We start from the raw sequence: 24,753 nt of genomic DNA on the forward strand, positions 1-24,753 counted from the left end.
AGCCCGCTGCATTGAAAGGTGCACGGCGGGTTCGGGCCGGGGGCCACTGGAAAAGGACCTGCACCAGCAGACACCTCGCCAGTGGCCTACCGGTACTTCAGCACACAGCTTCCGGTCTCGGTGGCGGTCTCGTCGTGGTGGATGTTGTCGGCGTCGGCACTGACTTGGCTCGGATCGAGGTGACCGATGACGGGGCGGACACCATTCCGCGTCCGCGCTTGTCCGATGGCCTGGATTCTCGTGGGCGGGGCCTGAGGCTGGTGGAGCAGATCTCGACCGCCTGGGGGCTGCGCCAGTTGGGCCGCTCGCGGCACCTCACGGTCTGGGCGGAGTTCCCCACAGTGATAAACGCCGCGCATCTGTGCGAGGCGACCAGCAATGTTCTGATGCGAGAGATCGGGGCGTGAGCTGGATGTGGTGGTTTCCGCCGCACGAGCAGCCCGAGGCAGCCAGATGGCGCAGTCGCGCTGACAGACCGCATGGATGCGGCGGGCCTCACGTCAGCCCGCCGACATCGCACTACGAGAAGGGAGTGTGGAACGCTCCGAGCCAGGACCCATGATCCGCCCGAGCGCGGAGCCTGATGTGATCGTACGGCGAATGAGACGGGGTGTGGTGATGTGATGGCGTCCCCCTTTGGGGCGTCGCGGGGACGCCAACTGCCGCCCGCATCATCGCATCCTTGCGGGTGGCAACGCGGTTGATGCTCCTCTACTGGTACAGGGTCGAGCGCCCGCGTTGCCACCCACCCAATTTCGATTTCCGGTGGACACGTGGGAGAAGGTCCAGGCCGGTCAGTACGGTCGTAGATGCATCAGGTTCTGCCCCTCGAACCGTATGAGGCTGCGGCACGGGAGCATCCATCGTTCGAGATGCCTGAAGGAGCTTCACGATCACAAAGAGCTGCGGTCCTGTCCGGGGCTGTTAGAACTCCAAGGAGGCATCGTGCAAGAAGGCAAGCTTCTCGACTTCGTATGGTGGGAGATCACGGGTAAGTGTCAGCTTTCCTGCGATCACTGCTATGCATCGTCAGGTCCCGACGGAACGCACGGAACCATGACTGTCTCCGACTGGCAGCGCGTCATCACTCAAAGCAGCGAAGCGGGCGCGACACTGGGACAATTCATTGGGGGCGAGCCGACGCTGCACCCGGCGTTGCCCCGCCTCGTCCGGTATGCCCTCGATAGCGGCATGCAAGTCGAGATTTACACCAATCTCGTCCACGTCACGCCGGAGTTGTGGGACCTATTCCGACTACCAGGGGTGCGGCTGGCCACCTCCTACTACTCCGATCAGCCCGAAGAGCACGAGGCGATCACCAAGCGTCCCTCCTTCAAGGTCACCACGAAGAACATCACCCGTGCTCATGAGCTGGGCATACCCATCCGCGCCGGAGTGATCGGCATACTCGAGGAGCAGCGTAGCCAGCAGGCAATCGGCCTGCTTGAACAAGTGGGCATCGCCGACATCGGATACGACGACCTTCGGGAAGTCGGGCGCGGCGTCCGGGAGAACGGACCGGGCGTCGATCAACTCTGCGGCAACTGCGGGGACCGACAGATCGCCATCTCGCCCACGGGAGAGGTCTGGCCGTGTGTCTTCTCCCGTTGGTTGCCGATGGGCAACGTTCGGGAGACCTCTTTCGCAGACATCCTTGTCAGTCGGCGCTTCGCGGAGATCACGGGCCAGCTTCGGGAAACGTTCGAAGTTCGGGCCAAGTGCGCGCCGGACGAGTGCAACCCCAAGTGCGGGCCGTCGTGTGGCCCCGCCTGCCAGCCGCAATATCGGACACCGTGCAACCCACGCAAAGGATGCAGCCCTTCCTATGGGTCGTGTAACCCCGACAAACGGCTGTGCGACCCTGATAGGAGTTGCAAGCCGAATCAGTGCCGACCCAAGAAATAGGAAGATCCTTGCGTGACCGCTGAACATCACGAGCCTGACGGGCAACGCGCGTTCCTACGTCGCCTTCTCCGGGAGGGGGCGACGCGGCTGGGCGTCGTCCCTGTCGGTGATGTGGTGTTCGGCTGGCGAGACCGAACCATCGGATCGGTCGTCACCACCCATGGCGGCCGATTCTGGCTCCGGACCACCGCAGAGCATCAGGACTGGGCTCAAGGGGAACCGTGGACGGGTAACCGCGATGCGGCAGGGATCACCGGTGTCCCGAAACCGGAACTCCTCGCGCGGGTGGAGTGGCAAGAACCGCCGGTTGGCATGTACGCCGAGCTGATGACCTATGTTCCGGACAAGCCGTGCTCTCCCACGTCTGAACTGCTGGAGCCCTTCATCGCTCCCGAGACCTGGTGGCAGGATCTCCGCGCGGCACTTGACCAACTCGCCGCGCAAAGTACCGCCAGGGGTGAACACGACCCTGATGCAGTGGTGCGGGAACTGGAGGACTTGTACGCTCGCCGTCTGGATCTCCCCCGTCCGGTCCTGCGTACCGAGCACACTGATCTCCATTGGGCCAACCTGACCACTCCACGCCTGTGGATATTGGACTGGGAGTACTGGGGGGCCGCCCCGGCCGGGTACGGGGCGGCGCTGCTCTACTGCCACAGTCTGCTCGTGCCCGAGACGGCCGCGAAGGTCCACGAGGTGTTCGCGGACCTGCTCGACGCTCCTGGCGGACAGGTTGCGCAGCTCAGCGCCGCGGCCCATATCCTCGGGCGTGCGCATCGCGTAGACGATTATGCCGAGCTGCAACATCCGGTCCGGAAACACACGCATAAGCTTCTCGACGTGGCGGAAAGGCGGTAGACGTGCTGCTGACGCAACTTGAAGTTTCCCGTCTCCCAACTGACTGGTCTGCCGCGCTCCCTCTGGTTCGCCATCTTGCGACATATGGGCTGACCTTCTCCCACCGGGTTTCGTTTCTGGTGGGTGAAAACGGATCAGGGAAGTCCACCTTGGTAGAGGCCATCGCCGACGTCTGCGGCATCAACTCCGAAGGTGGTAAGGCCGGTACAAAATACGCATCGACGGGGGCGCCCTCTCCGCTGGGAGAAGTGCTTGACGTCGAACTCACCGCGATGGGGCTTGAACTCCTTCGCGGTCCCCGGCGCAAGCGGCGGGGATTCTTCCTCCGTGCCGAAACGCTCTTCAACCTGGGACAGAACGTGTCCGGCATGCATGGATTCTGGGAGGACGACCTCACGGAGCAGTCACACGGCGAAGGGTTCTTCACGGTTCTCGATCGCATGGTGTCCGGGCCGGGACTTTATCTGATGGACGAACCCGAAGCAGCCCTGTCATTCCAGTCTTGTCTTCGCCTGATCGGTCTCATGCACCGCGTCTCGCGCGAAGGCGGCCAGGTCATCTGCGCCACCCACTCGCCGATCCTGGCCAGCCTTCCAGGAGCGCAGATCATCGAACTGGGCGAGCATGGCATCCGGACCACCGAGTGGGAGAAACTCCAGTTGGTCGACGACTGGCGGCGCTTTCTCGCCAAGCCGGACTTCTATCTGCGGTACGTCGTGGAGAGCGACTGACACGCACGGGGCGTCTACGCCGGATCGCTGGTGAGGAACGTGCCGGTTTCGTCGGTCATCCGCTCGTACTCGTCCAGGCGGGCTTGCGTGCGTAGCGGCGCGGCGTCGGCCATGGCCTCCACCAGGGCCATGGCCAGCGCCAGCGGCGCCGCGTGCGAGTCGAAGACGAGGCGGTCGCCGACGGGCGCGTCCAGGACGATTTCAGCAGGGAAATCGGATTTATCCGTTATAGCTGCCACCCGAAGTCCCAATTTTTCGGCGTACTCCAGTGCTTGTACGGCTTCCACCGGATATCTCGGCAGAACCACGGCCACCACCCACTCCGCGCCCGCCCGCCGGGCCGCGTGCAGCCCGTCGACCAGCTCGGAGCCCCCGTGCGTGAGCAGCCGCACGTCGGGATGGATGCGGCGGGCGTAGTAGGCGAAGGTGGTGGCCAGCCCGCAGGAGACCCGCAGCCCCACCACGGGCAGCGGCTCGGTGGCGGCGAGTTGCTCACCCAGGTCCTTGAGCGGGAACGCCGACAGCCGCTCCCGCACCAGGGCGAGATTGCGGATCTCGCAGTCGATCGCCCCGCGCAGCAGGCTCTCCTGGGGCTGCTCCACCGCGCCGCCCAGCACGATCGGCCGCAGCGCCTGCCGCAGCTCCGGATAGCCCGCGAACCCCAGCACCATGGCGAACCGCGTCACCGACGGCTGGCTGACGCCCGCCCGCTCGGCCAGCTCCACGCTCGACAGGAAGATGGCCTCATCGAGATGTTCGCCGAGGTAGTGCGCGATCCTGCGCTGCACGGGCGACAACCTCCGGCCATCCAGCAGCACGCTCAGCCGATGCCCACCGTGATATCCGTCCGCCACGCCACCTCCAACAATGTCCGCCGGGCATTCTCATCCCGCGACCGCCGGCGGCCACCCGAAACCCCCGGTCAGGACTCCCGCATGGGGATACGCACGCCGCGCTCGGCCGCCACGTCGGCGGCCCGCTCGTAGCCGGCGTCCACGTGCCGCATGACGCCCGTGCCCGGGTCGTTGGTGAGCACCCTGTTCAGCTTCTCCCGCGCCAGCGCGGTGCCGTCGGCCACCGTGACCTGACCGGCGTGGATGGAGCGGCCGATGCCGACGCCGCCGCCGTGGTGGATCGACACCCACGCCGCGCCCGAGGCGGTGTTGAGCATGGCGTTCAGCAGCGGCCAGTCGGCGATCGCGTCGGACCCGTCGGCCATGGACTCGGTCTCGCGGTACGGGGAGGCCACCGAGCCGCTGTCGAGGTGGTCCCGCCCGATCACGATGGGGGCCTGGAGCTCGCCCGAGGCGACCATGTCGTTGAACCGCTCCCCCGCGAGGTTCCGCTCGCCGTAGCCGAGCCAGCAGATGCGCGCCGGCAGCCCCTGGAAGTGCACCTTCTCCCCGGCCTTCCTGATCCACCTGGCCAGGGCCTCGTTCTCGGGGAAGAGTTCGAGGATGGCCCGGTCGGTCGCGGCGATGTCAGCCGGGTCTCCGCTCAGCGCGGCCCACCGGAACGGCCCCTTGCCCTCGCAGAACAGCGGCCTGATGTAGGCGGGCACGAACCCGGGGAAGTCGAAGGCGCGGGCGTATCCGGCCAGCCGCGCCTCGCCCCTGATGGAGTTGCCGTAGTCGAAGACCTCCGCCCCCGCGTCCTTGAACCCGACCATCGCCTCGACGTGCCGCGCCATGGAGGCCCTGGCCCGCTCGGTGAAAGCGGCCGGGTCCTTGTCGCGCTCGCGCTCCATGTCCTCGAAGGCGACGCCGAGCGGCAGGTACATCAGCGGGTCGTGCGCGGAGGTCTGGTCGGTGACGATGTCGATCTCGGCGCCCCTGGCCAGCAGCGCGGGCACGACCTCGGCGGCGTTGCCGACGACGCCGATCGACAGGGGACGGCGGGCGTCGCGGGCCTCGTAGGCCAGCCGCAGCGCCTCGTCCACCGACTCGGCCCGCACGTCGAGGTAGCGGTGCTCGATGCGGCGGGTGACCGAGCGGGGGTCGCAGTCGACGCAGATGACCACGCCGCCGTTCATGGTGACGGCCAGGGGCTGGGCCCCGCCCATGCCGCCGAGCCCGGCCGTCAGCGTGATCGTCCCGGCCAGCGACCCGCCGAAGCGGGCCGCCACCGCCGCGAACGTCTCGTAGGTGCCCTGCAGGATGCCCTGGGTGCCGATGTAGATCCAGGAGCCGGCCGTCATCTGCCCGTACATGGTGAGCCCGGCCGCCTCCAGGCGCCGGAACTCCTCCCAGTTCGCCCAGTCGGGCACCAGGTTGGAGTTGGCGATGAGCACCCGGGGCGCCCACTCGTGGGTGCGGAACACGCCCACGGGCCGCCCCGACTGCACCAGGAGGGTCTCGTCGCCCTCCAGCGTGGTGAGCGTCCTGACCAGCGCGTCGAAGGAGGCCCAGTCACGTGCCGCCCGGCCCGAGCCGCCGTAGACGACGAGCTGCTCGGGGTGCTCGGCGACCTCCGGGTCCAGGTTGTTCTGGAGCATCCGGAGCGCCGCCTCCTGCGGCCATCCCTTGGCGGTGATCGTCGTGCCTCGCGGCGCGCGCACGCTGCGGCTCATCGTGACCCTCCTGAATGACAACATTCATCCATGTCACCCGCAGACTACAACGCCTCAACTGACGAGGAACTGCGTGGCCGCCAGCTCCCGGTAGAGCTCGTCCTCGCCGACCAGTTCGTCGTGCCGGCCGACCGCCCGCACGCCGCCCGCGTCCATGACGACGATGCGGTCGGCGTTGGTCACCGTGGACAGCCGGTGCGCGATGACCAGCACGGTCGTCTCGGCCGCGACCTCGGCGATGACCTCGCGCAGCCGCAGCTCGTTGACCGCGTCGAGCTGCGAGGTGGCCTCGTCGAGCAGCAGCAGCCTGGGCTTGCGCAGCAGCGCCCTGGCGATGGCCACGCGCTGGCGCTCACCGCCCGACAGCAGCACGCCCCGGTGCCCGACCGGCGTCTCCAGCCCCTCGGGGAGCCTGGCCACCAGGTCGTCGAGGCGTGTGCGGGCCACGGCACGCAGCAGGTCCTCCTCGGTGGCGTCCTGGGCGGCGAACATCAGGTTCTCCCGCAGGGTGCCGGCCAGCACGGGCGCGTCCTGCTCGACGTAGCCGAGCGCGGCTCGCAGCTCGGTCAGGGACCACTCGCGGATGTCCCGGCCGCCGACCGTGATCGTGCCGCTCTGGTGGTCGTAGAAGCGCTCGATCAGCCCGAAGACCGTGGACTTGCCCGCCCCCGACGGCCCCACCAGCGCGGTCAGCCCGCCGGGCGGAACCGCGAAGCTGACCCCGTCGTGCACGAGCGGCCGGTCGTCGCCGTACCTGAAGACCACATCCTCGAACGTGATGCCGACCGGCTCGGCGGTGTTCGCGGCCGGGGCGCCGACCGGCTCGGCGGGCAGGTTCTCGATCTCCTTGATCCGCTTCAGCGCGGCCAGGCCGTTCTGGAGCTGGACCCCGCCCTGGACGAGCTGCCCGATCGGCGGCACCAGGTAGAACAGGTACAGCAGGAACGCGATCATCGACGAGACGTCCAGCGTGCCCGAGGCGACCCTGGCGCCGCCGACCGCCAGCACGGCCAGGAACGCGATCTGCACCGCCATCCACGTCGCCACCCCCGCGAGCGACGACCATCCCGCGACCTGCAGGCCCCGGTCGCGGGCGCGCGTGGCCGCGACGCCGACCACGGCGATCTCCCGCTCCTCCGCGCCGCTCGCCTTTACCGTCCTGTACGCCTGCAGCGCCCGGTCCAGCACCGCGCCCATCTCGCCCACGGCCTCCTGCGCGGCCAGTTGCGCCCGCTGGATCTTCGGCATGATGAGCGCGACCAGCCCGCCGATCACCACGACCACGAGCAGTGTGACCAGCAGCAGCACGCCGTCCATGGTCGCCATCATGATGATGGCCCCCACCAGCATGAACGCCGAGCTGATCGAGTCGACGATGCCGTTGGTCAGCACCTGACGCAGCAACGTGGTGTCGCCGGTGACCCGCGAGAGCAGGTCTCCCGGCTTGAGCCGGTCCACGTCGGCCACCTTGAGACGCAACATCCGGTCGACGAGCTTGCGCCGGGCGCCGAGCACGATGCCCTCGCCGGTGCGCTCCATCAGGTAGCTTCCTCCGGCCGACACGACGGCGCCGACCAGCACGGCCACGGTTAACCCGAGCAGCGGGCCGGCCATCGACTGGTCCTGGCCGAACGCGTCCACCACGTATTTGGCCAGCAACGGCATCGCGAGGCCCGCCGCCGAGCCGATCAAGCCCAGCAGCCCGCCCAGGACGAGGATCTTCCTGTGCGGACGGATGTAGGCGAGCAACTCCTTGATCACCGCATCTCCTTTCACGACATTTCTGGATCGTGCAACGAACGAACGTGCGCGTTCCACACCGCACGACAGGGTCAACCTAAATTGACGACCTAAGTATGTCAACTTTGGTTGACCCTCCTTCTTGAGGAGGAGGACATCCGCGGGCGCCGTTCGGACGAATAGGGCGTCGAGGAACCCCGGCCGGAACCTCAGTCACGATCAGCCCTTCAGAAAGGACCGAAGATGGAGCTCCGGATCAACCGGCGCGCTCTCGTCGGACTCGGCCTCGCCGCGGCGGTCGCCGTGTCGTCGTCGGCCGTGCTCCGCACCGACTCCGGCATCGCTTCCTCGCACCGCGAGGCACCCATGATCTCGGGGGACCCCCAGCACGACAACACGGACGTGTACGCGTTCGTGAGCCCCGACAAGGCCGGCACCGTGACCCTGCTGGCGAACTGGATCCCGTTCGAGGAGCCCAACGGCGGCCCGAACTTCTACCCGTTCGCCACCAGGTCGCGTTACAACATAAAGATCGACAACAACGGTGACGCCAAGACCGACATCACCTACGAGTGGACGTTCCGCAACGAGGACAAACGCGGCAACACCACGTTCCTGTACAACAACGGCCCCGTCACCTCGCTCGACGACCCCAACCTGCTCTTCCGGCAGCGCTACACGCTCAGGCGGATCACCCCGGGCGGCGCCAAGACGCTGGTCGGCGACGGCATCGTCGCCCCCAGCAACGTCGGCGCCGCCTCCATGCCCAACTACGGCAACCTGCGCGCCCAGTCCATCAAGAGCCTGCCCGGCGGCGGCAAGACGTTCGCCGGCCAGTCGGACGAGGCGTTCTTCCTGGACCTGCGCGTGTTCGACCTGCTCTACGGCGGAAACCTGTCCGAGGTCGGCCAGGACACCGCCAAGGGCTACAACGTCAACACCGTGGCCCTGCAGGTGCCGCAGTCCGAGGTCGCACTCAAGGGCGACCCGAAGCGCAACCCCGTGATCGGCGTCTGCTCGACCACCGACAAGTTCAACGGCAGGTCCTACGTGCAGGTATCCCGCCTGTGCAACCCGCTGGTCAACGAGGTCGTCGCACCCGCCGGGCTCAAGGACGCCTACAACGCGCTGGACCCGTCGAAGGACGCCGACGTGGCGGCCCTGGTCAAGCGGGTCACCGATCCAGAGGTGGCCAGGCTGCTTGAGGCCGTCTACGGCATCAAGGCGCCCGCGACCCCGCGCGACGACCTGGTCGAGATCTTCCTGACCGGCATCGCCAAGCGGAACGGCCCGATCAAGGCCGATCTGAACTCGCAGGTGCTCAACAAGGACGCCGGCAAGTTGCGGCCCGCCGAGATGTTGCGGCTGAACATGTCGATCCCGCCCGCGAAGGACCCGAACAGGCTGGGCGTGCTGGCCGGTGACCTGCAGGGGTTCCCGAACGGCCGCCGTCTGTCGGACGACGTCGTGGACATCGCGCTGCAGGCCGTGGCCGGCGCCGCGATGACCGGCAAGCTCGTGCCGGGACTGACGGACAAGGTGGACGCGAACGACAAACCCTTCCTGCGCTCGTTCCCGTACATCCCGCTCCCGGCAACGTCGTAGTCCGTTCGCACGGAGCGCCATAGTCCGTTCGCACGGAGCGTCGCGGTGAACCAGCACTGGCGACCACGACCAGCCGGCCCCTCTCCAACCGGCCAGGTCCGCCCCGGCGGCAGACCACCCGTCTCCCATCGTCTGCCGCCCACCAGGAGGGCCGGTCGGCCGTGCTCCCCGTCGCGGCCGGCCGGCCCCCGCATCCAGCTCTGGAGCCTTTGACATGCGTTCGTTCGCGTTGTTCGCCGGACTCGCCCTCGTCGGGGCCGTGGTCTACACGATCTTCTTCTCATCAGCAGCCCCCACGCCGGGGCCCGCGGCCGAGCGGCCCGTCACCGAGACGCTGCAGGCGCGGCTCAAGCGGCTGCCCGGCGACTACCGAGGCTGGGCCCAGCTCGCCACCCAGTACGTCGACCAGGCCAGAGTCACCGGCGACCCCTCGTACTACGGCAAGGCGGAAGGCGCGCTGGCGACGGCCGCCAAGCTGCGCTCCGGCGACGACCTGGTGGTCACCGGCCAGGCGGCGCTGGCCGCCGGCCGCCACGAGTTCGCCGCCGCGGCCCGCCTGGCCGAGCGGGCCATCGACGCCAACCCGTACGGCGCCGCCGCCTACGGCGTGCTGGCCGACGCGAAGACGCAGCTCGGCGAGCTGGGCGCGGCGCAGCGGGCCGTGGACACGATGATGGGCCTGCGCCCCGGGGTTGCCGCGTTCGCCCGCGCCTCGTACGCGGCCGAACTCCGGGGCGACAGGGACGGGGCCCGCAGGTACCTGGAACTGGCCCACGAGGACGCCTTCTCCCCCGCCGACACCGCCTACGTCCGCTACTACCTGGGCGAGCTCGCCCTCCACTCGGGCGACCTGGCCAAGGCCGCCGACTGGTACGCCAAGGCCCTGCGCGCCTACCCCGCCTACACCCCGGCCCTCGCCGGCCAGGCCAGGACCGCCGCGCTCGACGGCCGGCTCTCCGAGGCGCTCGACCTCTACGACAGCGTGGTCGAACGCCTCCCGCTCCCCCAGTACCTCATCGAACAGGGCGAGACCCGGCTCAAGGCGGGCGAGAAAGCCGACTGGACGCTGCTCAAGGCCCAGCGCAAGCTGTTCGAGGCCGCCGGGGTGCGGGACGACCTGACGTGGGCGGAGTTCGAGGCCGACCACGGCGACCCGGCGGCGGCCGTGAAACACGCCAGGGCCGAGTACGCCCGCAACAGGAACCTCGTCGCCGCCGACGCCCTGGCCTGGGCGCTGTACAAGGCGGGCAGGCCGGAGGAGGCGCTGCCGTACGCGCGGCAGGCCACCGCCACCGGCTGGCGGAATCCGCTGCCGGCCTACCACCGCGCCACGATCGAGCGGGCCCTCGGCCGTCCGACGCGCGTCGACTCCACCTTCGATCCGTCTCTGTCCGCGTTGGCGAGGTTCTCATGAAAAGGCTGGTCTCCGTCGCGGCGGGCCTGCTGATGTCGCTCCTGGTCGGCACCGTTTTGGCCGGCGCGGCCCAGGCGCACCCGCTCGGCGACTTCACCGTCAACCACTACAACGGCCTGCGTATCGCCCCCGCCCACGTGGGCAACCTCGCCATCGTGGACCTGGCCGAGCTGCCGACCCTGCAGGCCAAGCCGCAGGTGAACGCCGGGTACGCGGCCGGCCGCTGCGCCGCCCTGGCCGCCGCCCAGCAACTCAAGGTCGCCGGGGAGGTCGTGCCGTGGCGGGTGACGAGCTCGGAGCTCGCCTACGCGCCCGGCCAGGGCGGTCTCCAGACCAGCCGCCTGACCTGCTGGCTCGTCGCCGAAGTCCGTCCCTCGGGGGCGGTGGAGTTCGCCGACGGGTTCGAACAGGACAGGATCGGCTGGCGGGAGATCACCGCCGTCGGGGACGGGGTCCGGCTGACGCGCTCCTCGGTGCCCGCCACGAGCGTCAGCCGTGAACTGCGGGCGTACCCGAACGACCTGCTGACCGACCCGCTCAACCAGCGCACCGCCACGATGACCGTGGGGTCGACCCCGGCGCCAGGCGAAACCACCGACAACACGAACACCGGCAGCCTCGGGCCAAGCGGCCTCGGATCAGACGGCCTCGGATCAGGCGGCGTCGGATCAGGAAAGCTCGGATCAGGCGGGCTCGGGGTCGGCGGGCCGGTCGGGGATGCGCTGGCTGCCCTGGACCGGACGTTCATGGGGCTGGTCGGGTCGGACTCGCTGACGGCGCCGCTCGGGCTGCTGGCGGTCGGACTGGCCGTGGCGCTCGGGGCCGGGCACGCCCTGATCCCCGGGCACGGCAAGACGATCATGGCTGCGTACCTGGCAGGGCGGCGCGGCCGGCCCAGGGATGCGCTCGTCGTGGGCGCCACGGTGACGGCCACGCACACGGTCGGGGTGCTGGTGGTGGGGCTGCTGCTGAGCGCGTTCACGGCGCTGGCCGGGGAGTCGGTGCTGGCCTGGCTGGGGGTGGCCAGCGGCGCAATGATCGCCGTCATCGGCCTCCGTCTCCTCCTGAACGCCCGCCCCAACCACAGCCACGAACACGAGCACGGCCATGGGCACAGCCACAAGCACGGGAACCTGCACGAGCACGAGAACCTGCACGAGCACGGGCACGACCACGGCCACGGGCATGGGCATGGGAACCGGCACGGGCACGGCCACGGGCATGGGCACGGGCGTGGGAACGGGCGTGGGCACGGGCGTGGGAACGGGAACGGGGATCATTGGCGTGAGGGCAAGCGGGCGGGGCTGGTCGGCCTCGGGGTCGCGGGTGGGCTTGTTCCGAGTCCTTCGGCCCTGGTCGTCCTGCTCGGAGCCATCGCCTTGGGCCGGACGTGGTTCGGGGTGGCGCTGGTCACCGCCTACGGCGTCGGCATGGCGGCCACCCTCACGGTCACGGGCCTGCTCCTGGTCAAGCTCGTGGACCGCCTGGATCGGCGCGCCTGCGCCGGCCGCCGCCTGGCCGCCCGGGTGTCGGGCCTGGCCCCGATGGGGACCGCCGCGATGGTCGTGCTGCTGGGCGCGGGCCTGGCCCTGCGCGCGGCGGCCGCACTCTGACGCGTCCGCCCGGCCACTTCACCGAGCCCGCTCCGCCCCTGCCCGCACGGGTGACAGATCAGTCGATCTCCGGGAAATCCGGATCGTCATAGTCGGCGGCGCCGAAACTCAAGTATGCCGACGTCCGCGTCGCGTGGAAGGCAGATCATGGCGTCCTGACAGGAACTCCTGGAAGGCGATCTTCGCCCTGATCACGGGCCGCCGCCACCGCTCCTCGCGGTGAATGGCCCTGGCCATCTTGCGTGGCGAGCGCTGCGCGAAGAACCAGCGGGCCCACGGCGAGCCGGGCCGCGCCAGCCGTAGCGCGCCCACCACCAGCATCGGCGGCACGAACAGCCCCGCCATCCCCGTCCAGATCTTGCCTTTGAGCAGGGTGACGACGGCCAGCGCGAGGTTGGCGACGATGAGCGCGGCAGGGTTGACCGGGGTGCCGTAGTCCCAGGTGAGGGGCCGCAGGCCGATGAGGAGCAGGCCGGTGACGGCGACGGCGATGAAGACGGCGTCCACCGAGGTGCGTCCCTCCTCCTCCCAGTACACGTCGTGCAGGTGCAGAATCAGCGCGAACTCGTCCAGCACGAGCGCGGAGCCGATGCCGAAGACGCAGGCGGCGATGGCGTAGCCGGCCTGCGAGGCCGTGGACGACACGATGAGCCCGGCGACGCCGCCCACCAGCATCAGCACGACGCCGAACACGACGTGGTGGATGTGCATCTCGCCCACGCTCACGTTGCGGAACCAGCCGACCTTCGCCCTGATCAGCCGCACGTTGATGCGGGTGGCGATGAAGGCGGCGATGAGCGTGACGAAGTAACAGAACAGCGGCAGCCGTCCTGTGGCGATGATGGTGTTGTCGAACCAGCTCCCCATGACCTTAATGAGATGGTACGAGTCGCCTGCCCGTTCTAGCTCACTTGCCGGGAGCACCGCGGTCGTACATGCTCACGATCGTGAAGCGGCGGACCGTCGTGGCCATCGCGGCCCTGGTCGCTCTTGCGGCGCTCGGCGCCCTGATCATCGGCACCGTCGATCCGGTCCCGGGAGCGGCCCAGGCGCTGATCGCCGTCGTCGCACTCGGCGTGCCGCTGGCGATCTTGCTGCTGCGTCCGGGCGCGCCCGTGGCCGCCCGCGACGCGAAGGCGGCGCTGCGCGAGCTCGTCCGCGCGCAGTGGCGGCTGGAGGCACGCACCCGCGCCCTCGACGACCCCCGCCCGATACCGGTGGAATGGCACGCCCACGGCCGCCCCGTCGGCGATCCGGTGGCCTGGTTCCGCGCGCTCAGGCCCCGGCGGCTGATCATCACGGGTGGCGCGGGCACCGGCAAGACCACCCTGGCGGTGCAGCTCCTGCTGGGCCTGGTGGAGACGGCGGCCGAGGGCGAGCCGGTGCCGGTGATGTTGTCGCTGGCCGACTGGCTCTCCTCGGGCCACCAGGACCTGACCGGCTGGCTGGCCGATCGCGTGGCCGCGTACTACCCGGGGCTGCGCGCCCCGCAGTTCGGCGACGACGCGCCCGGCCTGCTGGCGCGCGGCGGCCATCTGCTGCCCGTGCTCGACGGCCTGGACGAGCTGCCGGCCGCTGCCAGGGCGGAGGTCGTCAGGCGGCTCAACAGCGGCCTGGGCGAGGAGGGCCAGGTGATCGTCACCAGCCGCAGGACGGCGTACGACGAGGCCGTCAGCCGGGGCCGGGGGCTCACCGGCGCGGCCGTCATCGCGCCGCAGGCGCTGACGCCGCAGGTCGCCGCCGACTACCTGCGTTCCTGCCTGCCGGGGGACGGCTCGCACGACTGGGTGGAGGCGTTGCGGGCGCGGGCGTCCCCTGGCCTGGCGGCCGTGGCGGAGACACCGCTGGGGTTGTGGCTGATCCGCACCGTGCACGCCGAACGCGCCCCCGACCCTTCGGCCACCGAGCCGGAGTTGTGGCAGCACCTCCTCGACCGCGTCGTCCCCGCCCTCATGGCCGGCCGGCGCGTGCGCTGGACGCCGGAGGCCGCGACGAGGTGGCTCGGCACGCTCGCCTCCCACCAGGACGTGAGCCGGTGGCGCGTGGCCGCGCGGCTCGCCACACCCGCCGAGCGCCGCCTGCTGTCACCGGCCGCCGGGCTGCTCCGTGTTCTCGTCCTGAGCCGTCTGGCCGCCGCGGGCCGTCTTCCGCTCCGCCTGCTGCCGTTCCTGGAGGACATGCACCGCCTGGGCGTGCTGCGCGCCATCGGCCCGCTCTACCAGTTCCGTCACGAACGGCTGCGCGCGCATCTGCGCAGCTCAGGCCAGGAACGCCCGTAGGAGCGCCGCCGTCCCCTCCAGGTGCTCGGTCACCGCCCGGCGGGCCGCGTCGGGGTCGCCGCGGAGTATGGCGTCCACGATGGCCCTGTGCTGCACGGCGGCGTGGTCGAGGTTGACCTGGAGCATCGGGATCGCGTTCAGCAGGTCGCTGATGCGCGAGCGGGCGTCGGCGCACGTCGTGGCCAGCAGGGTCGAGCCGGTCAGCTCGGCGATCGACAGGTGGAAGGCGGTGTCGAGGCGACGGTAGTCCTCCTGGCCGGCCGCGTTCAGCTCCGAGAGCCTGCGGACGAGCACGGCCCGTTTCTCCTCCGTCAGGCCCGAGGCGGCCAGCACCTGGGCGGCCCCGCACTCCACCGCCAGCCGGAAGGTCAGGGCGTCCGACAGCTCGTCCATGCCCATCGCCGCGACGGCCTCGCGCAGGTCGCCCGGATCCGGCTTCGGGGGGACGTAGGTGACGAAGGCCCCGCCGTAGCGGCCCCGCCGTACGTCCAGGTAGCCCGCCTCCGACAGGGCGCGGATGGCCTCGCGCAGAGTCACCCGGCTGATGCCGAGCCGGACGGCCAGCTCGCGCTCGGCCGGGAGCTTGTCGCCGGGCGCGACGACGCCCAGCTTGATGGCCTGGAGCAGCCGTTCCACGGTCTCCTCGAAGGCGTTGCCCGCCCGGACCGGGCGCAACACCGTCATTAAACGCGCCGACTCGTCCAACGTGTCCTCAGGTCTTGACAAGCGATCCCGCTATACACCTCAATGGTCTAAGACTAGCCCAATCAACTGGAATGCGTCAGGCCAGATGGGAGCGCCATAGTGAGCGAAGGGTCCCTGTCCGTCAGTGAGCTGCGCGCCGACGTGGCGGCCGGGCGGATCGACACCGTTCTGCTCGCCGTGGCCGACATGCAGGGCCGGTTGCAGGGCAAACGGCTGTCCGCGCGCTACTTTCTGGACGAGGTCCTGCACCACGGCTCCGAGGGCTGCAACTACCTGCTCGCGGTCGACGTGGACATGAACACCGTCGCCGGGTACGAGATGTCGTCCTGGGAACGCGGCTACGGCGACTTCGTGATGAAGCCGGACCTGGCGACGCTACGCAGGGTGCCGTGGCAGGAGGGCACCGCGATGCTGATGGCGGACCTGGCCTGGGAGAGCGGCGGCGACGTGACCGCCTCACCCCGCCAGATCCTGCGCAGGCAGCTCGCCCGCCTTGCCGAGCGCGGCCTGGCCGCCTACGTCGGCACCGAGCTGGAGTTCATCGTCTACGAGGACGCCTACGAGGACGCCTGGAAGCGCGCCTACCGCGACCTGACCCCGGCCAACCTCTACAACGTCGACTACTCCCTGCTCGGCACGGCCCGCATCGAGCCGCTGCTGCGGCGCATCAGGCGCGAGATGGAGGGCGCCGGGCTGTACGTCGAGTCGGCCAAGGGCGAGTGCAACCTGGGCCAGCACGAGATCACCTTCCGCTACGACGAGGCGCTTCGGACCTGCGACAACCACTCCATCTACAAGAACGGCGCCAAGGAGATCGCCGCCCAGGAGGGCAAGTCGATCACCTTCATGGCCAAGCCGAACCAGCGCGAGGGCAACTCCTGCCACATCCACATCTCGCTGCGCGGCGCCGAGGGCGACCCGGTCATGGCGGGCGAGGGGCCTTATGGGCTCTCGCCGCTCGGGGCCCGCTTCATCGCCGGGCAGGTCGCCCGCATGCGCGAGCTCACCCTCCTGTACGCCCCCAACATCAACTCCTACAAGCGCTACGTGCCGGGCAGCTTCGCCCCCACGGCCGTCAAATGGGGCGTCGACAACCGCACCTGCTCGCTCAGGCTCGTCGGCCACGGCCTGTCTCTGCGGATCGAGAACCGGGTGCCGGGCGGCGACGTCAACCCGTACCTGGCGGTCTCCGCGCTGATCGCGGCCGGGCTGCACGGGATCGACGACGAGCTGCCGCTGGAGAGCGCGTTCGAGGGCAACGCCTACACCTCGGACGCCGAGACCGTACCGCACACCCTGCGCGACGCGCTGGCCCTGTTCGAGGGGTCGAAGCTGGCGCGTGAGGCGTTCGGCGAGGACGTGGTCGGGCACTACGCCAACAACGCGAGGGTGGAGCTGGCCGCGTTCGACGCGGCGGTGACGGATTGGGAGATGTTCCGTGGGTTCGAGCGGATGTGAGCATGAAGATCATTAATCCGGTGACGGAGGACGTCGTCGCGGACGTCGAGCTCGCCGACGCGGCCGAGGTCGACCGGGCCGTGGAGCGTGCCAGGAAGGCGTACGCGAGCTGGCGCGAGGTGTCACCCGGCGACCGGGCGCGGCTGCTGCGGCGCTTCGCCGACCTGGTGGACGCGCACGTCGAGGAGCTGGCGCGGCTGGAGCTGACCAACGCCGGGCACCCGATCGGGAACGCCCGCTGGGAGGCCGGCAACGTCCGCGACGTGCTGCACTTCTACGCGGGCGCCCCCGAGCGCAACCACGGCAGGCAGATCCCGGTGGCCGGCGGCGTGGACGTCACCTTCCAGGAACCCCTGGGCGTCGTGGGCGTCATCGTGCCGTGGAACTTCCCCATGCCGACCATGTCCTGGGGCATGGCGCCCGCGCTGGCGGCCGGCAACGCGGTGATCGTCAAACCCGCCGAATGGACGCCGCTGACCGCGCTGAGGCTGGCCGAGCTGGCCTTGGCGGCGGGCCTCCCCGAGGGGGTGCTCCAGGTGCTGCCTGGGGCAGGAGAGGTCGCGGGGGCGCGGCTGGTCGAGCATCCCGGCGTGGCCAAGATCGTGTTCACGGGCTCGACCGAGGTGGGCAAGGAGATCGCGGCCAAGGCGGCCGCGCACGTCAAGCGGTTGACGCTTGAGCTGGGCGGCAAGTCCGCAAATATCGTCTTTGCGGACTCAGATCTCGAAAAAGCGGCAAAAACTGCCCCTTATGCCGTCTTCGATAACTCCGGCCAGGACTGCTGCGCCCGCTCCAGGATCCTCGTCCAGGCCGAGGTGTACGACGCGTTCATGGACCGGCTCGCCGAGGCCGTACGGAACGTCAAGGTCGGCGACCCCGCCGACGAGAGCACCGAGATGGGCCCGCTGATCAGCGCGGAACACCTCGACCGCGTGCGCGGCTTCGTCGAGGGCACCCCCTACCTGCAGGGATCGTGCCCACAAGGCAGGGGCTACTGGTTCCCGCCGACCGTGCTCACCCCCGAGGTCACCGACCGGGCCTTCACCGAGGAGATCTTCGGGCCCGTCGTGTCGGTGGTGCCGTTCAAGGACGAGGCGGACGCGGTCAGGATCGCCAACGACACCCCGTACGGGCTGAGCGGCTCCATCTGGACCCGCGACGTCGGACGGGCACTCCGCGTGGCCAGGGCCGTCGAGGCCGGCAACCTGTCGGTGAACTCACACGCCTCGGTCCGCTACTGGACCCCGTTCGGCGGATTCAAACAGTCCGGCCTCGGCAGAGAACTCGGCCCGGACGCCCTGGCGGCCTTCACCGAGACCAAGAACGTCTTTATTAACTGGGAGTGAATCCAACGCAGTGAGCGGAGTGAAGGGCTGAGGAACGAAGCCCTTCACGCAGCGAATGAGAAGGGTGAACGACCAAATGAGCAGGGAGTAGGGCAGTGGAGCGGTTGCAAGATCGGGTGGCCGTCATCACCGGTGCGGGCAGTGGCATCGGGCTGGCCACGGCGCGTCGGTTCGCCGACGAGGGCGCCAAGGTGGTCTGCGTGGACATCGACGAGGAAGCGGGCACCAAGGCCGCAAGCGAGGTCGGCGGCCTGTACGTCAAGGCCGACGTGACCAGCGAGGCCGACGTCGAGCGGATGTACCGCACGGCCTGCGACACCTACGGCGGCGTGGACATCGCCTTCAACAACGCCGGCATCTCACCTCCCGACGACGACTCGATCCTGGAGACCGGCATCGACGCCTGGCGCCGCGTCCAGGAGGTCAACCTGACCAGCGTCTACCTGTGCTGCAAGCACGTCATCCCGTACATGCGGCGGCGCGGCAAGGGCTCGATCATCAACACCGCCTCGTTCGTGGCCGTCATGGGCTCGGCGACGTCGCAGATCTCCTACACCGCCTCCAAGGGCGGGGTGCTGGCGATGTCGCGAGAGTTGGGCGTGCAGTTCGCCAGGGAGGGCATCCGGGTCAACGCCCTGTGCCCGGGGCCGGTGAACACGCCGCTGCTGCAGGAGTTGTTCGCCAAGGACCCGGAGCGGGCGCAGCGGCGGCTGGTGCACATCCCGGTGGGCCGCTTCGCGGAGGCGTCGGAGATCGCGGCGGCGGTGGCGTTCCTGGCCAGCGACGACGCCTCGTTCATCACGGGCAGCGAGTTCCTGGTGGACGGCGGCATCTCCGGCGCCTACGTCACGCCGCTGTAGCGGGGTCTCGAACGTGCGACGTCCCATCATCGGCATCACCACCTACGTCGAGCCTGCCGCGTTCACGGTGTGGCGCGATCTGACGGTCGCGCTTCTGCCGCAGATGTACGTGGATCAGGTCGTCCGCGCCGGCGGGCAGCCCGTGCTGCTTCCGCCGGCCGGCGAGCCCGCGCAGGTCGTGGGCAGGTTGGACGGGCTCATCCTGGCCGGCGGCGGCGACATCGACCCGGCGCGGTACGGCGCGCGGCCGCACGAGCACACCGGCTACGTCAGGACGTTCCGCGACGACGCGGAGTTCGGCCTGATCAGCGCCGCCCTCGACGCCGGGCTGCCCTACCTGGGCGTCTGCCGCGGCCTCCAGGTGCTCAACGTGGCACTCGGCGGGAGCCTCCACCAGCATCTGCCGGACGTGGTCGGCCACACGCGGCACGCTCCCGAGCCCGGCCGCTTCGGTCACCTGCCGATCTCACCGGTCGCGGGCACCCACCTGGCCAAGGCGCTGGGCGAGAGCCCCCGGCAGGTCCCCCACTACCACCACCAGGCCGTGGACCGGCTCGCGCCGGGGCTCACGGTCACCGCCACCGCCGACGACGGCACGATCGAGGCCGTCGAACTGAACGCCAAACCCTTCGTCATGGCCGTGCAGTGGCACCCGGAGGCGGCCGACGACTGCGCCCTCTTCGAGGCCCTCGTGGCGGCCTGCTGACCCGCCGAACTCAGGCCAACGTGCGCGGGGCCTCGGGTAGCCGGTCAGTTCATCAGGGCCGGTTGCTCTTGCCGTCCAGCCACAGCGTGTCTGACTCGTCGCGATGGGAACCCGAGCTGCCGACGTGTTTGGCGTCGATCTTCGGCCCCTTCTTGATCACGTGCACCAACGCCATCGCGTGTCCACGTCCGAGGTCGTAGTCCTGCTTCAGCCAGTCGATGATCGCTCCGGCCTTCACGGACGGGTCATCGAAGCCGCGCTCCTTCGCCTTGGCGATGAACTCACGCGGTGTCAGCCCGGTCTTGTCCTCGATGTTGTCGAGGTATGCCTGGAACGACATGCGTTTCTCCATTCCGCGGGGGACCCCGCGAGCAGCAAGTTTGCCCTTTGCAAGCGTGCTTTGTCACCTCTCAGCTCGCCTCAAACAGCTCGAAGAGGCAGGACTGGCCACTCGTCGCGCGCTGCCCCATCCCGCGCGCGTAGTCGTCTACGAGCTCACCGATTACGGACGCGACCTCGAACCGGCGCTGGGGCGCGCGGACCCGCCGGCTCACCTCACTGGCCGGAGCACGCTGTCGAACACCACGACGCCCGCCCCGTGCTTGGCGTCGACGGCGCGGCGCAACTCGTCAGTGGCCAGCCATACCGACACCTCGAGCACGTTGCGGGTCACGCTGGACGACGCCGAGATCAGCCCGTCGCCCACCTCGCTCTCGACCTGCCGCTGGATGGCGTTGAGAGCGGCCTCGCTGCGCTGGGCGCCGCTCAGGCAGAGCGCGCCGCCCCACACCTCGCGGATCCACGCCTCCCTGCCCGACAGGTCGCCGGTGAACTTCAGATTGAGCACGTACTGCCGCGCGTCCATGTTCTTGGACGGGTCGGGCTCCGGGCCGAAATTGTCGATCCAGCCGCCCGCGAACTCAGCCGCCGTCATGGCCCGCTCCATTGCCTTGCCCAGCGTCTTCTCCGTCGCTCTGGCCGGATCGACGGCCCGCCAGCCGCCTTGCGGCTCCGGGCACGGGCTGGTGAAGTCCACCTCCCGAGCGGCGGGCGGCTTCCCGGGTGGGCCGGGCGGCTCGGTGAGCGTCAGCCGGGCGCCGTCCCAGGTGCCCACGACCCGGTACTCGCCCCATTTCACGCCGCCGCGCCACTCGTGCTTCACCTTGGTCCAATCCCAGCCGACCACGTCGGGGCCCTCGCACTGAGGCGGGAGCGAAGTCGCGACCACCGCGCAGAGCTGGGGTCCGTGCCCGCCGCCTTCGAGCACCGTGAGACTGGTCTCGTAACGCTGTGCGGCGGCGGTCTGCGGAGCGGTGCCGCAGGACACCAGGGAGAGGGCGGCGATCGCGCAGAAAGCCGCCGTACGGGGGATCATGCCCTTTCAACGTGAGCGCCGCCAAAGCGGTTCACGGGTCGCCAGAACGCGACAACAACCCCATGACGGCACTAGGCTGACGGACATCACCGGCGAAACCGTGCGGGAGAGTGCCCTGACAGCCGGTCAGGGCCCCTGAAGGAGCAAGCCCTCCCCGCGAACCTCTCAAGGCAAAGGACCGCGCGGCTGCCCGGCAAGTGATGGCTTGCCGGGAGGTGACCTCTGGAAAGCAGGCCTGCGGGGCCTCGCCGAAGGTGAAAGTCCGGTAAAACTCGGGCGAAGCTCTCAGGCATCCATGACAGAGGGGGAGGATGCTGGCATCCGATCCTGCCTTGAGGTGCGCAAATGTCCCGACCGACACCGCTACGAGACGTTCATGAGAGCCTCGGCGCCACACTGACCGACTTCGCGGGGTGGCTCATGCCGCTCCGGTACGGCAGCGAGTCCGCGGAGCACAGGGCCGTCCGCGAGGCGGCCGGGCTGTTCGACCTCTCGCACATGGGCGAGATCTTCCTGACCGGGCCGCAGGCGGGCCAGGCCCTCGACTACGCCCTGGTCGGACACCTGTCGGCGCTGGTGCCCGGCCGGGCCAGGTACACCATGATCGTCGATGAGCGCGGCGGAGTGCTCGACGACCTCATCGTGTACCGGCTCGGGGACGACGAGTTCATGGTCGTGGCAAACGCATCGAACTACGAAAAAGTCGGCGGTGAGCTGAAAAATCGCGCTAAGTCGTTCGACGTGGTGGTTGAGGATCGATCAGATCAGTACGCGCTGATCGCCGTCCAGGGACCTCACTCCCAGGAGATCCTCTCCTCGCTCACCGACGCCGACCTGGCCGGGCTCAAGTACTACGCGGGCCTGCCGGGGATCGTGGACGGGCGGCGGGCGCTCATCGCCCGCACCGGCTACACCGGCGAGGACGGGTTCGAGCTGTTCGTGGCGAACGACGACGCCGCGCCGCTCTGGCACGCGCTCACGGCGGCCGGGGAGCCGTACGGGCTCAAGCCCGCGGGCCTGTCCGCCCGCGACACGCTCAGGCTGGAGGCCGGCATGCCGCTGTACGGCAACGAGCTCAGCGCGGAGCTGACCCCATTCGACGCGGGACTGGGCAGAGTGGTGAAATTCGACAAGCCGGGCGACTTCGTCGGCAGGTCGGCACTCGAGGCGGTCAAGGACGACGCGCCGCGACGCCGCCTCGTCGGGCTGGTCGCCCGGGGCCGCCGGGTGCCGCGCCACGGTTACCCGGTCACCAAGGACGGCGCCGTCGTCGGCGAGGTCACCAGCGGTGCCCCCTCCCAGACCCTGGGCAAACCCATCGCGATGGCCTACGTGGACACCGGAGCCGAAACAGGCCTGGCTGTGGACATCAGGGGCAGGCATGAACCTATGGACCTGGTCGAGCTGCCCTTTTACAGGAGGAACAAGTGAGCAACATCCCTGACGACCTGAGCTACACCAAGGAGCACGAGTGGGTGGCCGGGCTCGACGACGGCATCACCGTGACCGTCGGCATCACGGCCTTCGCCGCCGAAGCCCTTGGTGACGTCGTCTTCGTGCAGCTCCCCGAGGTCGGAGCGAGCGTCGAGGGAGGCGACTCCATCGGAGAGGTGGAGTCGACCAAGTCCGTGAACGAGATCTACACACCTGTCGGCGGCGAGGTCGTCGAGGTGAACCAGTCCGTCGTGGACGACCCGAGCCTGGTCAACAGCGACCCGTACGGGGAGGGCTGGATGTTCCGGGTGCGCGTGGAGAGCGACGCGGATGACCTGCTGTCCGCCGAGGAGTACGCGGCCCTGACCTCCGGCGAATCCTGACACCCCCGCCGGGACTGGACCAGGGTTCCGGCGGATTTCATTGGACCGGAACTCCGGCGGATTGGACACAGCCGGAACTCCGGCGAATTCGAGACCGGCCGGGGCTCAGCCTTCTGGGTCTGGGCCCCGCCTCCTTCTCCTGAAAGGCGCACATCAATGGCGATCAGCGTCTTCGACCTGTTCAAGATCGGCATCGGCCCGTCGAGCTCCCACACGGGAGGCCCGATGGCGGCCGCGCACAAGTTCGCCCGCGGGCTGCACGACGACGGCCTGCTCGGGCAGGTCGCGCGCGTCGAGGCCATCCTGTACGGCTCACTCGGCCTGACCGGCAAGGGCCACGGCAGCGACAAGGCCGTCCTGCTCGGCCTGTCGGGCGAGAAGCCGGAGCTGGTCGACGTCGACTCCGTCGAAGACCGCCTGGCCGAGATGCGCGCCTCGGGCACGGTCAAGCTCTACGGAACCCACGAGATCCCGTTCGTCACCGGCGAGGACCTCGTCTTCGAACGCAAGATCTCCCTCCCCGAGCACCCGAACGGCATGCGCTTCACCGCGTTCTCCCCGTCGGGCGAGAAGCTCAGGGAGAAGGTGTACTTCTCGGTCGGCGGCGGTTTCGTCGTGGACGAGAAGGCCACCGGCGCCGACCGCATCAAGCCGGACGACACCGTGCTCCCCTACCCGTTCACCACGGGCGAGGAGCTGCTGAAGCACTGCTCGAACACGGGTTTGTCCATCTCGGCGCTCATGCTGGAGAACGAGAAGGCCTTCGGCCGCACCGAGGCCGAGATCCGCTCGGGCCTGCTGCGCCTGTGGCGGGTCATGTCGGAGTGCGTGCACCGCGGCATCTCCAAGGAGGGCGTCCTGCCCGGCGGCCTCAAGGTCAAGCGCCGCGCCAACCAGCTCCACCGCCGCCTGCAGGCGGAGTCGGCCGAGAAGGATCCGCTGCAGGTCATGGACTGGGTGGCGCTGTTCGCGCTGGCGGTCAACGAGGAGAACGCGGCCGGGGGCCGCATCGTCACCGCCCCGACCAACGGCGCCGCCGGCATCATCCCGGCCGTCCTGACCTACTACACCCGCTTCGTCCCCCGTGCGGACGACGAGGGCGTGGTCCGCTTCCTCCTCACGGCCGGCGCGATCGGCGTCCTGTTCAAGGAGAACGCCTCCATCTCCGGTGCCGAGGTCGGCTGCCAGGGCGAGGTCGGCTCGGCCTGCTCGATGGCCTCCGCGGCCCTCACGGAGGTCCTCGGGGGCACGCCGGAGCAGGTCGAGAACGCGGCCGAGATCGGCATCGAGCATAACCTGGGCCTGACCTGCGACCCGATCGGCGGTCTCGTCCAGATCCCGTGCATCGAACGCAACGCCGTCGCCTCCAACAAGGCGATCACCGCCGCCAGAATCGCCCTGCGCGGCGACGGCCGTCACTACGTGGCCCTGGACAAGGCCATCAAGACGATGCGGGACACCGGCAGAGACATGCTGGACAAGTACAAGGAAACCTCACGGGGCGGCCTGGCCGTCAACGTAATCGAGTGCTGACCAACCCTTTGGGTGGCACCGTAGAGTTGTGCCAATCGAAGGAGGGAGATCAGTGTCCACCACCGTCGGCGAGGCTCTCCAGGAGACGGACTACCTGCTTCGTTCTCCGGCCAACGCACGCCGCTTGATCGAGTCCTATCGAGAGGCGATCGAAGGGCGTTATGAGCGGCACGAACTGCTGGATGAAGAGGCCGCTCGGTAAACGACCAGGGGCCGACGGGGCGTGCGGTCGCCGAAGG

Annotated in this window: 22 protein-coding genes, 2 pseudogenes and 2 riboswitches; of the genes and pseudogenes, 17 read left to right on the top strand and 7 right to left on the bottom strand. The window is 69.3% G+C overall.

What is annotated here, in order from left to right; genetic code table 11:
- From ACFOY2_RS50125 to ACFOY2_RS50140, 4 genes and pseudogenes are all read left to right on the top strand, one after another.
- Nucleotides 1-407: pseudogene (locus ACFOY2_RS50125) on the top strand (hypothetical protein); the annotation flags it as partial.
- A gap of 538 nt (nucleotides 408-945) precedes the next feature.
- Entirely contained in the window at nucleotides 946-1,905 is a 960-nt protein-coding gene (locus tag ACFOY2_RS50130; RefSeq protein ID WP_379535260.1) for a radical SAM protein, read from the top strand.
- A 12-nt stretch (nucleotides 1,906-1,917) separates the two neighbouring features.
- Nucleotides 1,918-2,763 (top strand): aminoglycoside phosphotransferase, encoded by an 846-nt coding sequence (locus tag ACFOY2_RS50135; RefSeq protein WP_379535261.1) that lies wholly within the window; start codon nucleotides 1,918-1,920, stop codon nucleotides 2,761-2,763.
- 2 nt (nucleotides 2,764-2,765) lie between these two features.
- Nucleotides 2,766-3,494 (top strand): AAA family ATPase, encoded by a 729-nt coding sequence (locus tag ACFOY2_RS50140; protein ID WP_379535262.1) that lies wholly within the window; start codon nucleotides 2,766-2,768, stop codon nucleotides 3,492-3,494.
- Between the two features lie 14 nt (nucleotides 3,495-3,508).
- Here the strand turns inward: ACFOY2_RS50140 and ACFOY2_RS50145 are convergent, their stop codons facing one another.
- The 3 genes from ACFOY2_RS50145 to ACFOY2_RS50155 all read right to left on the bottom strand — a co-directional run bounded on the left by ACFOY2_RS50145 (nucleotide 3,509) and on the right by ACFOY2_RS50155 (nucleotide 7,824).
- Nucleotides 3,509-4,348, bottom strand: coding sequence for a MurR/RpiR family transcriptional regulator (locus tag ACFOY2_RS50145; protein WP_379535263.1), 840 nt, complete (start codon nucleotides 4,346-4,348; stop codon nucleotides 3,509-3,511).
- A 68-nt stretch (nucleotides 4,349-4,416) separates the two neighbouring features.
- Complete coding sequence (gene hutU, locus ACFOY2_RS50150; protein ID WP_379535264.1) at nucleotides 4,417-6,063, bottom strand: urocanate hydratase; 1,647 nt, start codon at nucleotides 6,061-6,063, stop codon at nucleotides 4,417-4,419.
- A 54-nt stretch (nucleotides 6,064-6,117) separates the two neighbouring features.
- Complete coding sequence (locus ACFOY2_RS50155) at nucleotides 6,118-7,824, bottom strand: ABC transporter ATP-binding protein (RefSeq protein WP_379535265.1); 1,707 nt, start codon at nucleotides 7,822-7,824, stop codon at nucleotides 6,118-6,120.
- A gap of 222 nt (nucleotides 7,825-8,046) precedes the next feature.
- Here ACFOY2_RS50155 and ACFOY2_RS50160 point away from each other — a divergent pair, with 222 nt between their 5' ends.
- The 3 genes from ACFOY2_RS50160 to ACFOY2_RS50170 all read left to right on the top strand — a co-directional run bounded on the left by ACFOY2_RS50160 (nucleotide 8,047) and on the right by ACFOY2_RS50170 (nucleotide 12,435).
- Nucleotides 8,047-9,408 (top strand): DUF4331 domain-containing protein, encoded by a 1,362-nt coding sequence (locus tag ACFOY2_RS50160; protein WP_379535266.1) that lies wholly within the window; start codon nucleotides 8,047-8,049, stop codon nucleotides 9,406-9,408.
- A 214-nt stretch (nucleotides 9,409-9,622) separates the two neighbouring features.
- A complete protein-coding gene (locus ACFOY2_RS50165) occupies nucleotides 9,623-10,822 on the top strand; it encodes a tetratricopeptide repeat protein (RefSeq protein ID WP_379535267.1) in 1,200 nt (399 codons plus the stop codon).
- Nucleotides 10,819-12,435 carry a HoxN/HupN/NixA family nickel/cobalt transporter gene (locus ACFOY2_RS50170; RefSeq protein WP_379535268.1) on the top strand — a complete coding sequence of 539 codons (1,617 nt, stop codon included), beginning with the start codon at nucleotides 10,819-10,821 and terminating at the stop codon, nucleotides 12,433-12,435. Before ACFOY2_RS50165 ends, ACFOY2_RS50170 begins: the two co-directional genes overlap by 4 nt.
- Nucleotides 12,436-12,543: 108 nt before the next feature.
- Here the strand turns inward: ACFOY2_RS50170 and ACFOY2_RS50175 are convergent, their stop codons facing one another.
- Complete coding sequence (locus ACFOY2_RS50175; RefSeq protein WP_379535269.1) at nucleotides 12,544-13,302, bottom strand: hypothetical protein; 759 nt, start codon at nucleotides 13,300-13,302, stop codon at nucleotides 12,544-12,546.
- A gap of 80 nt (nucleotides 13,303-13,382) precedes the next feature.
- Between ACFOY2_RS50175 and ACFOY2_RS50180 the strand changes: the two genes are divergently transcribed.
- Nucleotides 13,383-14,714: an NACHT domain-containing protein gene (locus ACFOY2_RS50180; protein WP_379535270.1), complete on the top strand. Its 1,332-nt coding sequence runs from the start codon at nucleotides 13,383-13,385 to the stop codon at nucleotides 14,712-14,714.
- On the opposite strand, the gene ACFOY2_RS50185 is transcribed toward ACFOY2_RS50180, so the two are convergent.
- On the bottom strand, nucleotides 14,694-15,398 hold the full coding sequence (locus ACFOY2_RS50185; RefSeq protein WP_379535271.1) for a FadR/GntR family transcriptional regulator: 705 nt from the start codon (nucleotides 15,396-15,398) through the stop codon (nucleotides 14,694-14,696). The genes ACFOY2_RS50180 and ACFOY2_RS50185 overlap by 21 nt on opposite strands.
- 120 nt (nucleotides 15,399-15,518) lie before the next feature.
- Between ACFOY2_RS50185 and ACFOY2_RS50190 the strand changes: the two genes are divergently transcribed.
- From ACFOY2_RS50190 to ACFOY2_RS50205, 4 genes are all read left to right on the top strand, one after another.
- Complete coding sequence (locus ACFOY2_RS50190; RefSeq protein WP_379535272.1) at nucleotides 15,519-16,877, top strand: glutamine synthetase family protein; 1,359 nt, start codon at nucleotides 15,519-15,521, stop codon at nucleotides 16,875-16,877.
- Nucleotides 16,878-16,879: 2 nt separating this feature from the next.
- The gene (locus ACFOY2_RS50195) at nucleotides 16,880-18,223 is read left to right on the top strand and encodes an aldehyde dehydrogenase family protein (protein ID WP_379535273.1); all 1,344 of its coding nucleotides are present in this window, start codon (nucleotides 16,880-16,882) and stop codon (nucleotides 18,221-18,223) included.
- A gap of 95 nt (nucleotides 18,224-18,318) precedes the next feature.
- Complete coding sequence (locus tag ACFOY2_RS50200) at nucleotides 18,319-19,083, top strand: 3-oxoacyl-ACP reductase (RefSeq protein WP_379535274.1); 765 nt, start codon at nucleotides 18,319-18,321, stop codon at nucleotides 19,081-19,083.
- 13 nt (nucleotides 19,084-19,096) lie between these two features.
- Nucleotides 19,097-19,789, top strand: coding sequence for a gamma-glutamyl-gamma-aminobutyrate hydrolase family protein (locus ACFOY2_RS50205; RefSeq protein WP_379535275.1), 693 nt, complete (start codon nucleotides 19,097-19,099; stop codon nucleotides 19,787-19,789).
- Nucleotides 19,790-19,841: 52 nt separating this feature from the next.
- Here ACFOY2_RS50205 and ACFOY2_RS50210 read toward each other — a convergent pair whose 3' ends face one another.
- Nucleotides 19,842-20,129, bottom strand: a complete 288-nt coding sequence (locus tag ACFOY2_RS50210) for a DUF4287 domain-containing protein (protein WP_379535276.1) — start codon at nucleotides 20,127-20,129, stop codon at nucleotides 19,842-19,844.
- On the opposite strand from ACFOY2_RS50210, the pseudogene ACFOY2_RS50215 reads away from it, so the two are divergent.
- Nucleotides 20,128-20,307, top strand: a pseudogene (locus ACFOY2_RS50215) (winged helix-turn-helix transcriptional regulator); the annotation flags it as partial. The gene ACFOY2_RS50210 and the pseudogene ACFOY2_RS50215 overlap by 2 nt on opposite strands.
- Nucleotides 20,308-20,339: 32 nt before the next feature.
- Here ACFOY2_RS50215 and ACFOY2_RS50220 read toward each other — a convergent pair.
- Nucleotides 20,340-21,164, bottom strand: a complete 825-nt coding sequence (locus tag ACFOY2_RS50220) for a hypothetical protein (protein ID WP_379535339.1) — start codon at nucleotides 21,162-21,164, stop codon at nucleotides 20,340-20,342.
- A gap of 93 nt (nucleotides 21,165-21,257) precedes the next feature.
- Nucleotides 21,258-21,355: riboswitch (glycine riboswitch) on the top strand.
- A 21-nt stretch (nucleotides 21,356-21,376) separates the two neighbouring features.
- Nucleotides 21,377-21,476, top strand: a riboswitch (glycine riboswitch).
- A gap of 33 nt (nucleotides 21,477-21,509) precedes the next feature.
- Between ACFOY2_RS50220 and gcvT the strand changes: the two genes are divergently transcribed.
- The 4 genes from gcvT (at nucleotide 21,510) to ACFOY2_RS50240 (ending at nucleotide 24,716) form a co-directional block, all read left to right on the top strand.
- On the top strand, nucleotides 21,510-22,595 hold the full coding sequence (gene gcvT, locus ACFOY2_RS50225) for a glycine cleavage system aminomethyltransferase GcvT (protein WP_379535277.1): 1,086 nt from the start codon (nucleotides 21,510-21,512) through the stop codon (nucleotides 22,593-22,595).
- Nucleotides 22,592-22,981, top strand: a complete 390-nt coding sequence (gene gcvH, locus ACFOY2_RS50230; protein ID WP_379535278.1) for a glycine cleavage system protein GcvH — start codon at nucleotides 22,592-22,594, stop codon at nucleotides 22,979-22,981. The genes gcvT and gcvH overlap by 4 nt, the downstream gene beginning before the upstream one ends.
- Nucleotides 22,982-23,137: 156 nt before the next feature.
- Nucleotides 23,138-24,514, top strand: a complete 1,377-nt coding sequence (locus ACFOY2_RS50235; RefSeq protein ID WP_379535279.1) for an L-serine ammonia-lyase — start codon at nucleotides 23,138-23,140, stop codon at nucleotides 24,512-24,514.
- 52 nt (nucleotides 24,515-24,566) lie between these two features.
- Nucleotides 24,567-24,716 carry a hypothetical protein gene (locus ACFOY2_RS50240; protein WP_379535280.1) on the top strand — a complete coding sequence of 50 codons (150 nt, stop codon included), beginning with the start codon at nucleotides 24,567-24,569 and terminating at the stop codon, nucleotides 24,714-24,716.
- Nucleotides 24,717-24,753: the final 37 nt, after the last annotated feature.

The organism is Nonomuraea purpurea (genome assembly GCF_042650645.1).
GTDB classification, from domain to species: domain Bacteria; phylum Actinomycetota; class Actinomycetes; order Streptosporangiales; family Streptosporangiaceae; genus Nonomuraea; species Nonomuraea purpurea.

Coding starts and splice junctions, on each gene's coding strand:
- hutU (WP_379535264.1), bottom strand. CDS start 6,063: ATGAGCCGCAGCGTGCGCGCGCCGCGAGGCACGACGATCACCGCCAAG.
- ACFOY2_RS50160 (WP_379535266.1), top strand. CDS start 8,047: ATGGAGCTCCGGATCAACCGGCGCGCTCTCGTCGGACTCGGCCTCGCC.
- ACFOY2_RS50165 (WP_379535267.1), top strand. CDS start 9,623: ATGCGTTCGTTCGCGTTGTTCGCCGGACTCGCCCTCGTCGGGGCCGTG.
- ACFOY2_RS50170 (WP_379535268.1), top strand. CDS start 10,819: ATGAAAAGGCTGGTCTCCGTCGCGGCGGGCCTGCTGATGTCGCTCCTG.
- ACFOY2_RS50175 (WP_379535269.1), bottom strand. CDS start 13,302: ATGGGGAGCTGGTTCGACAACACCATCATCGCCACAGGACGGCTGCCG.
- ACFOY2_RS50185 (WP_379535271.1), bottom strand. CDS start 15,398: ATGACGGTGTTGCGCCCGGTCCGGGCGGGCAACGCCTTCGAGGAGACC.
- ACFOY2_RS50195 (WP_379535273.1), top strand. CDS start 16,880: ATGAAGATCATTAATCCGGTGACGGAGGACGTCGTCGCGGACGTCGAG.
- ACFOY2_RS50210 (WP_379535276.1), bottom strand. CDS start 20,129: ATGTCGTTCCAGGCATACCTCGACAACATCGAGGACAAGACCGGGCTG.
- ACFOY2_RS50220 (WP_379535339.1), bottom strand. CDS start 21,164: ATGATCCCCCGTACGGCGGCTTTCTGCGCGATCGCCGCCCTCTCCCTG.
- gcvT (WP_379535277.1), top strand. CDS start 21,510: ATGTCCCGACCGACACCGCTACGAGACGTTCATGAGAGCCTCGGCGCC.
- ACFOY2_RS50235 (WP_379535279.1), top strand. CDS start 23,138: ATGGCGATCAGCGTCTTCGACCTGTTCAAGATCGGCATCGGCCCGTCG.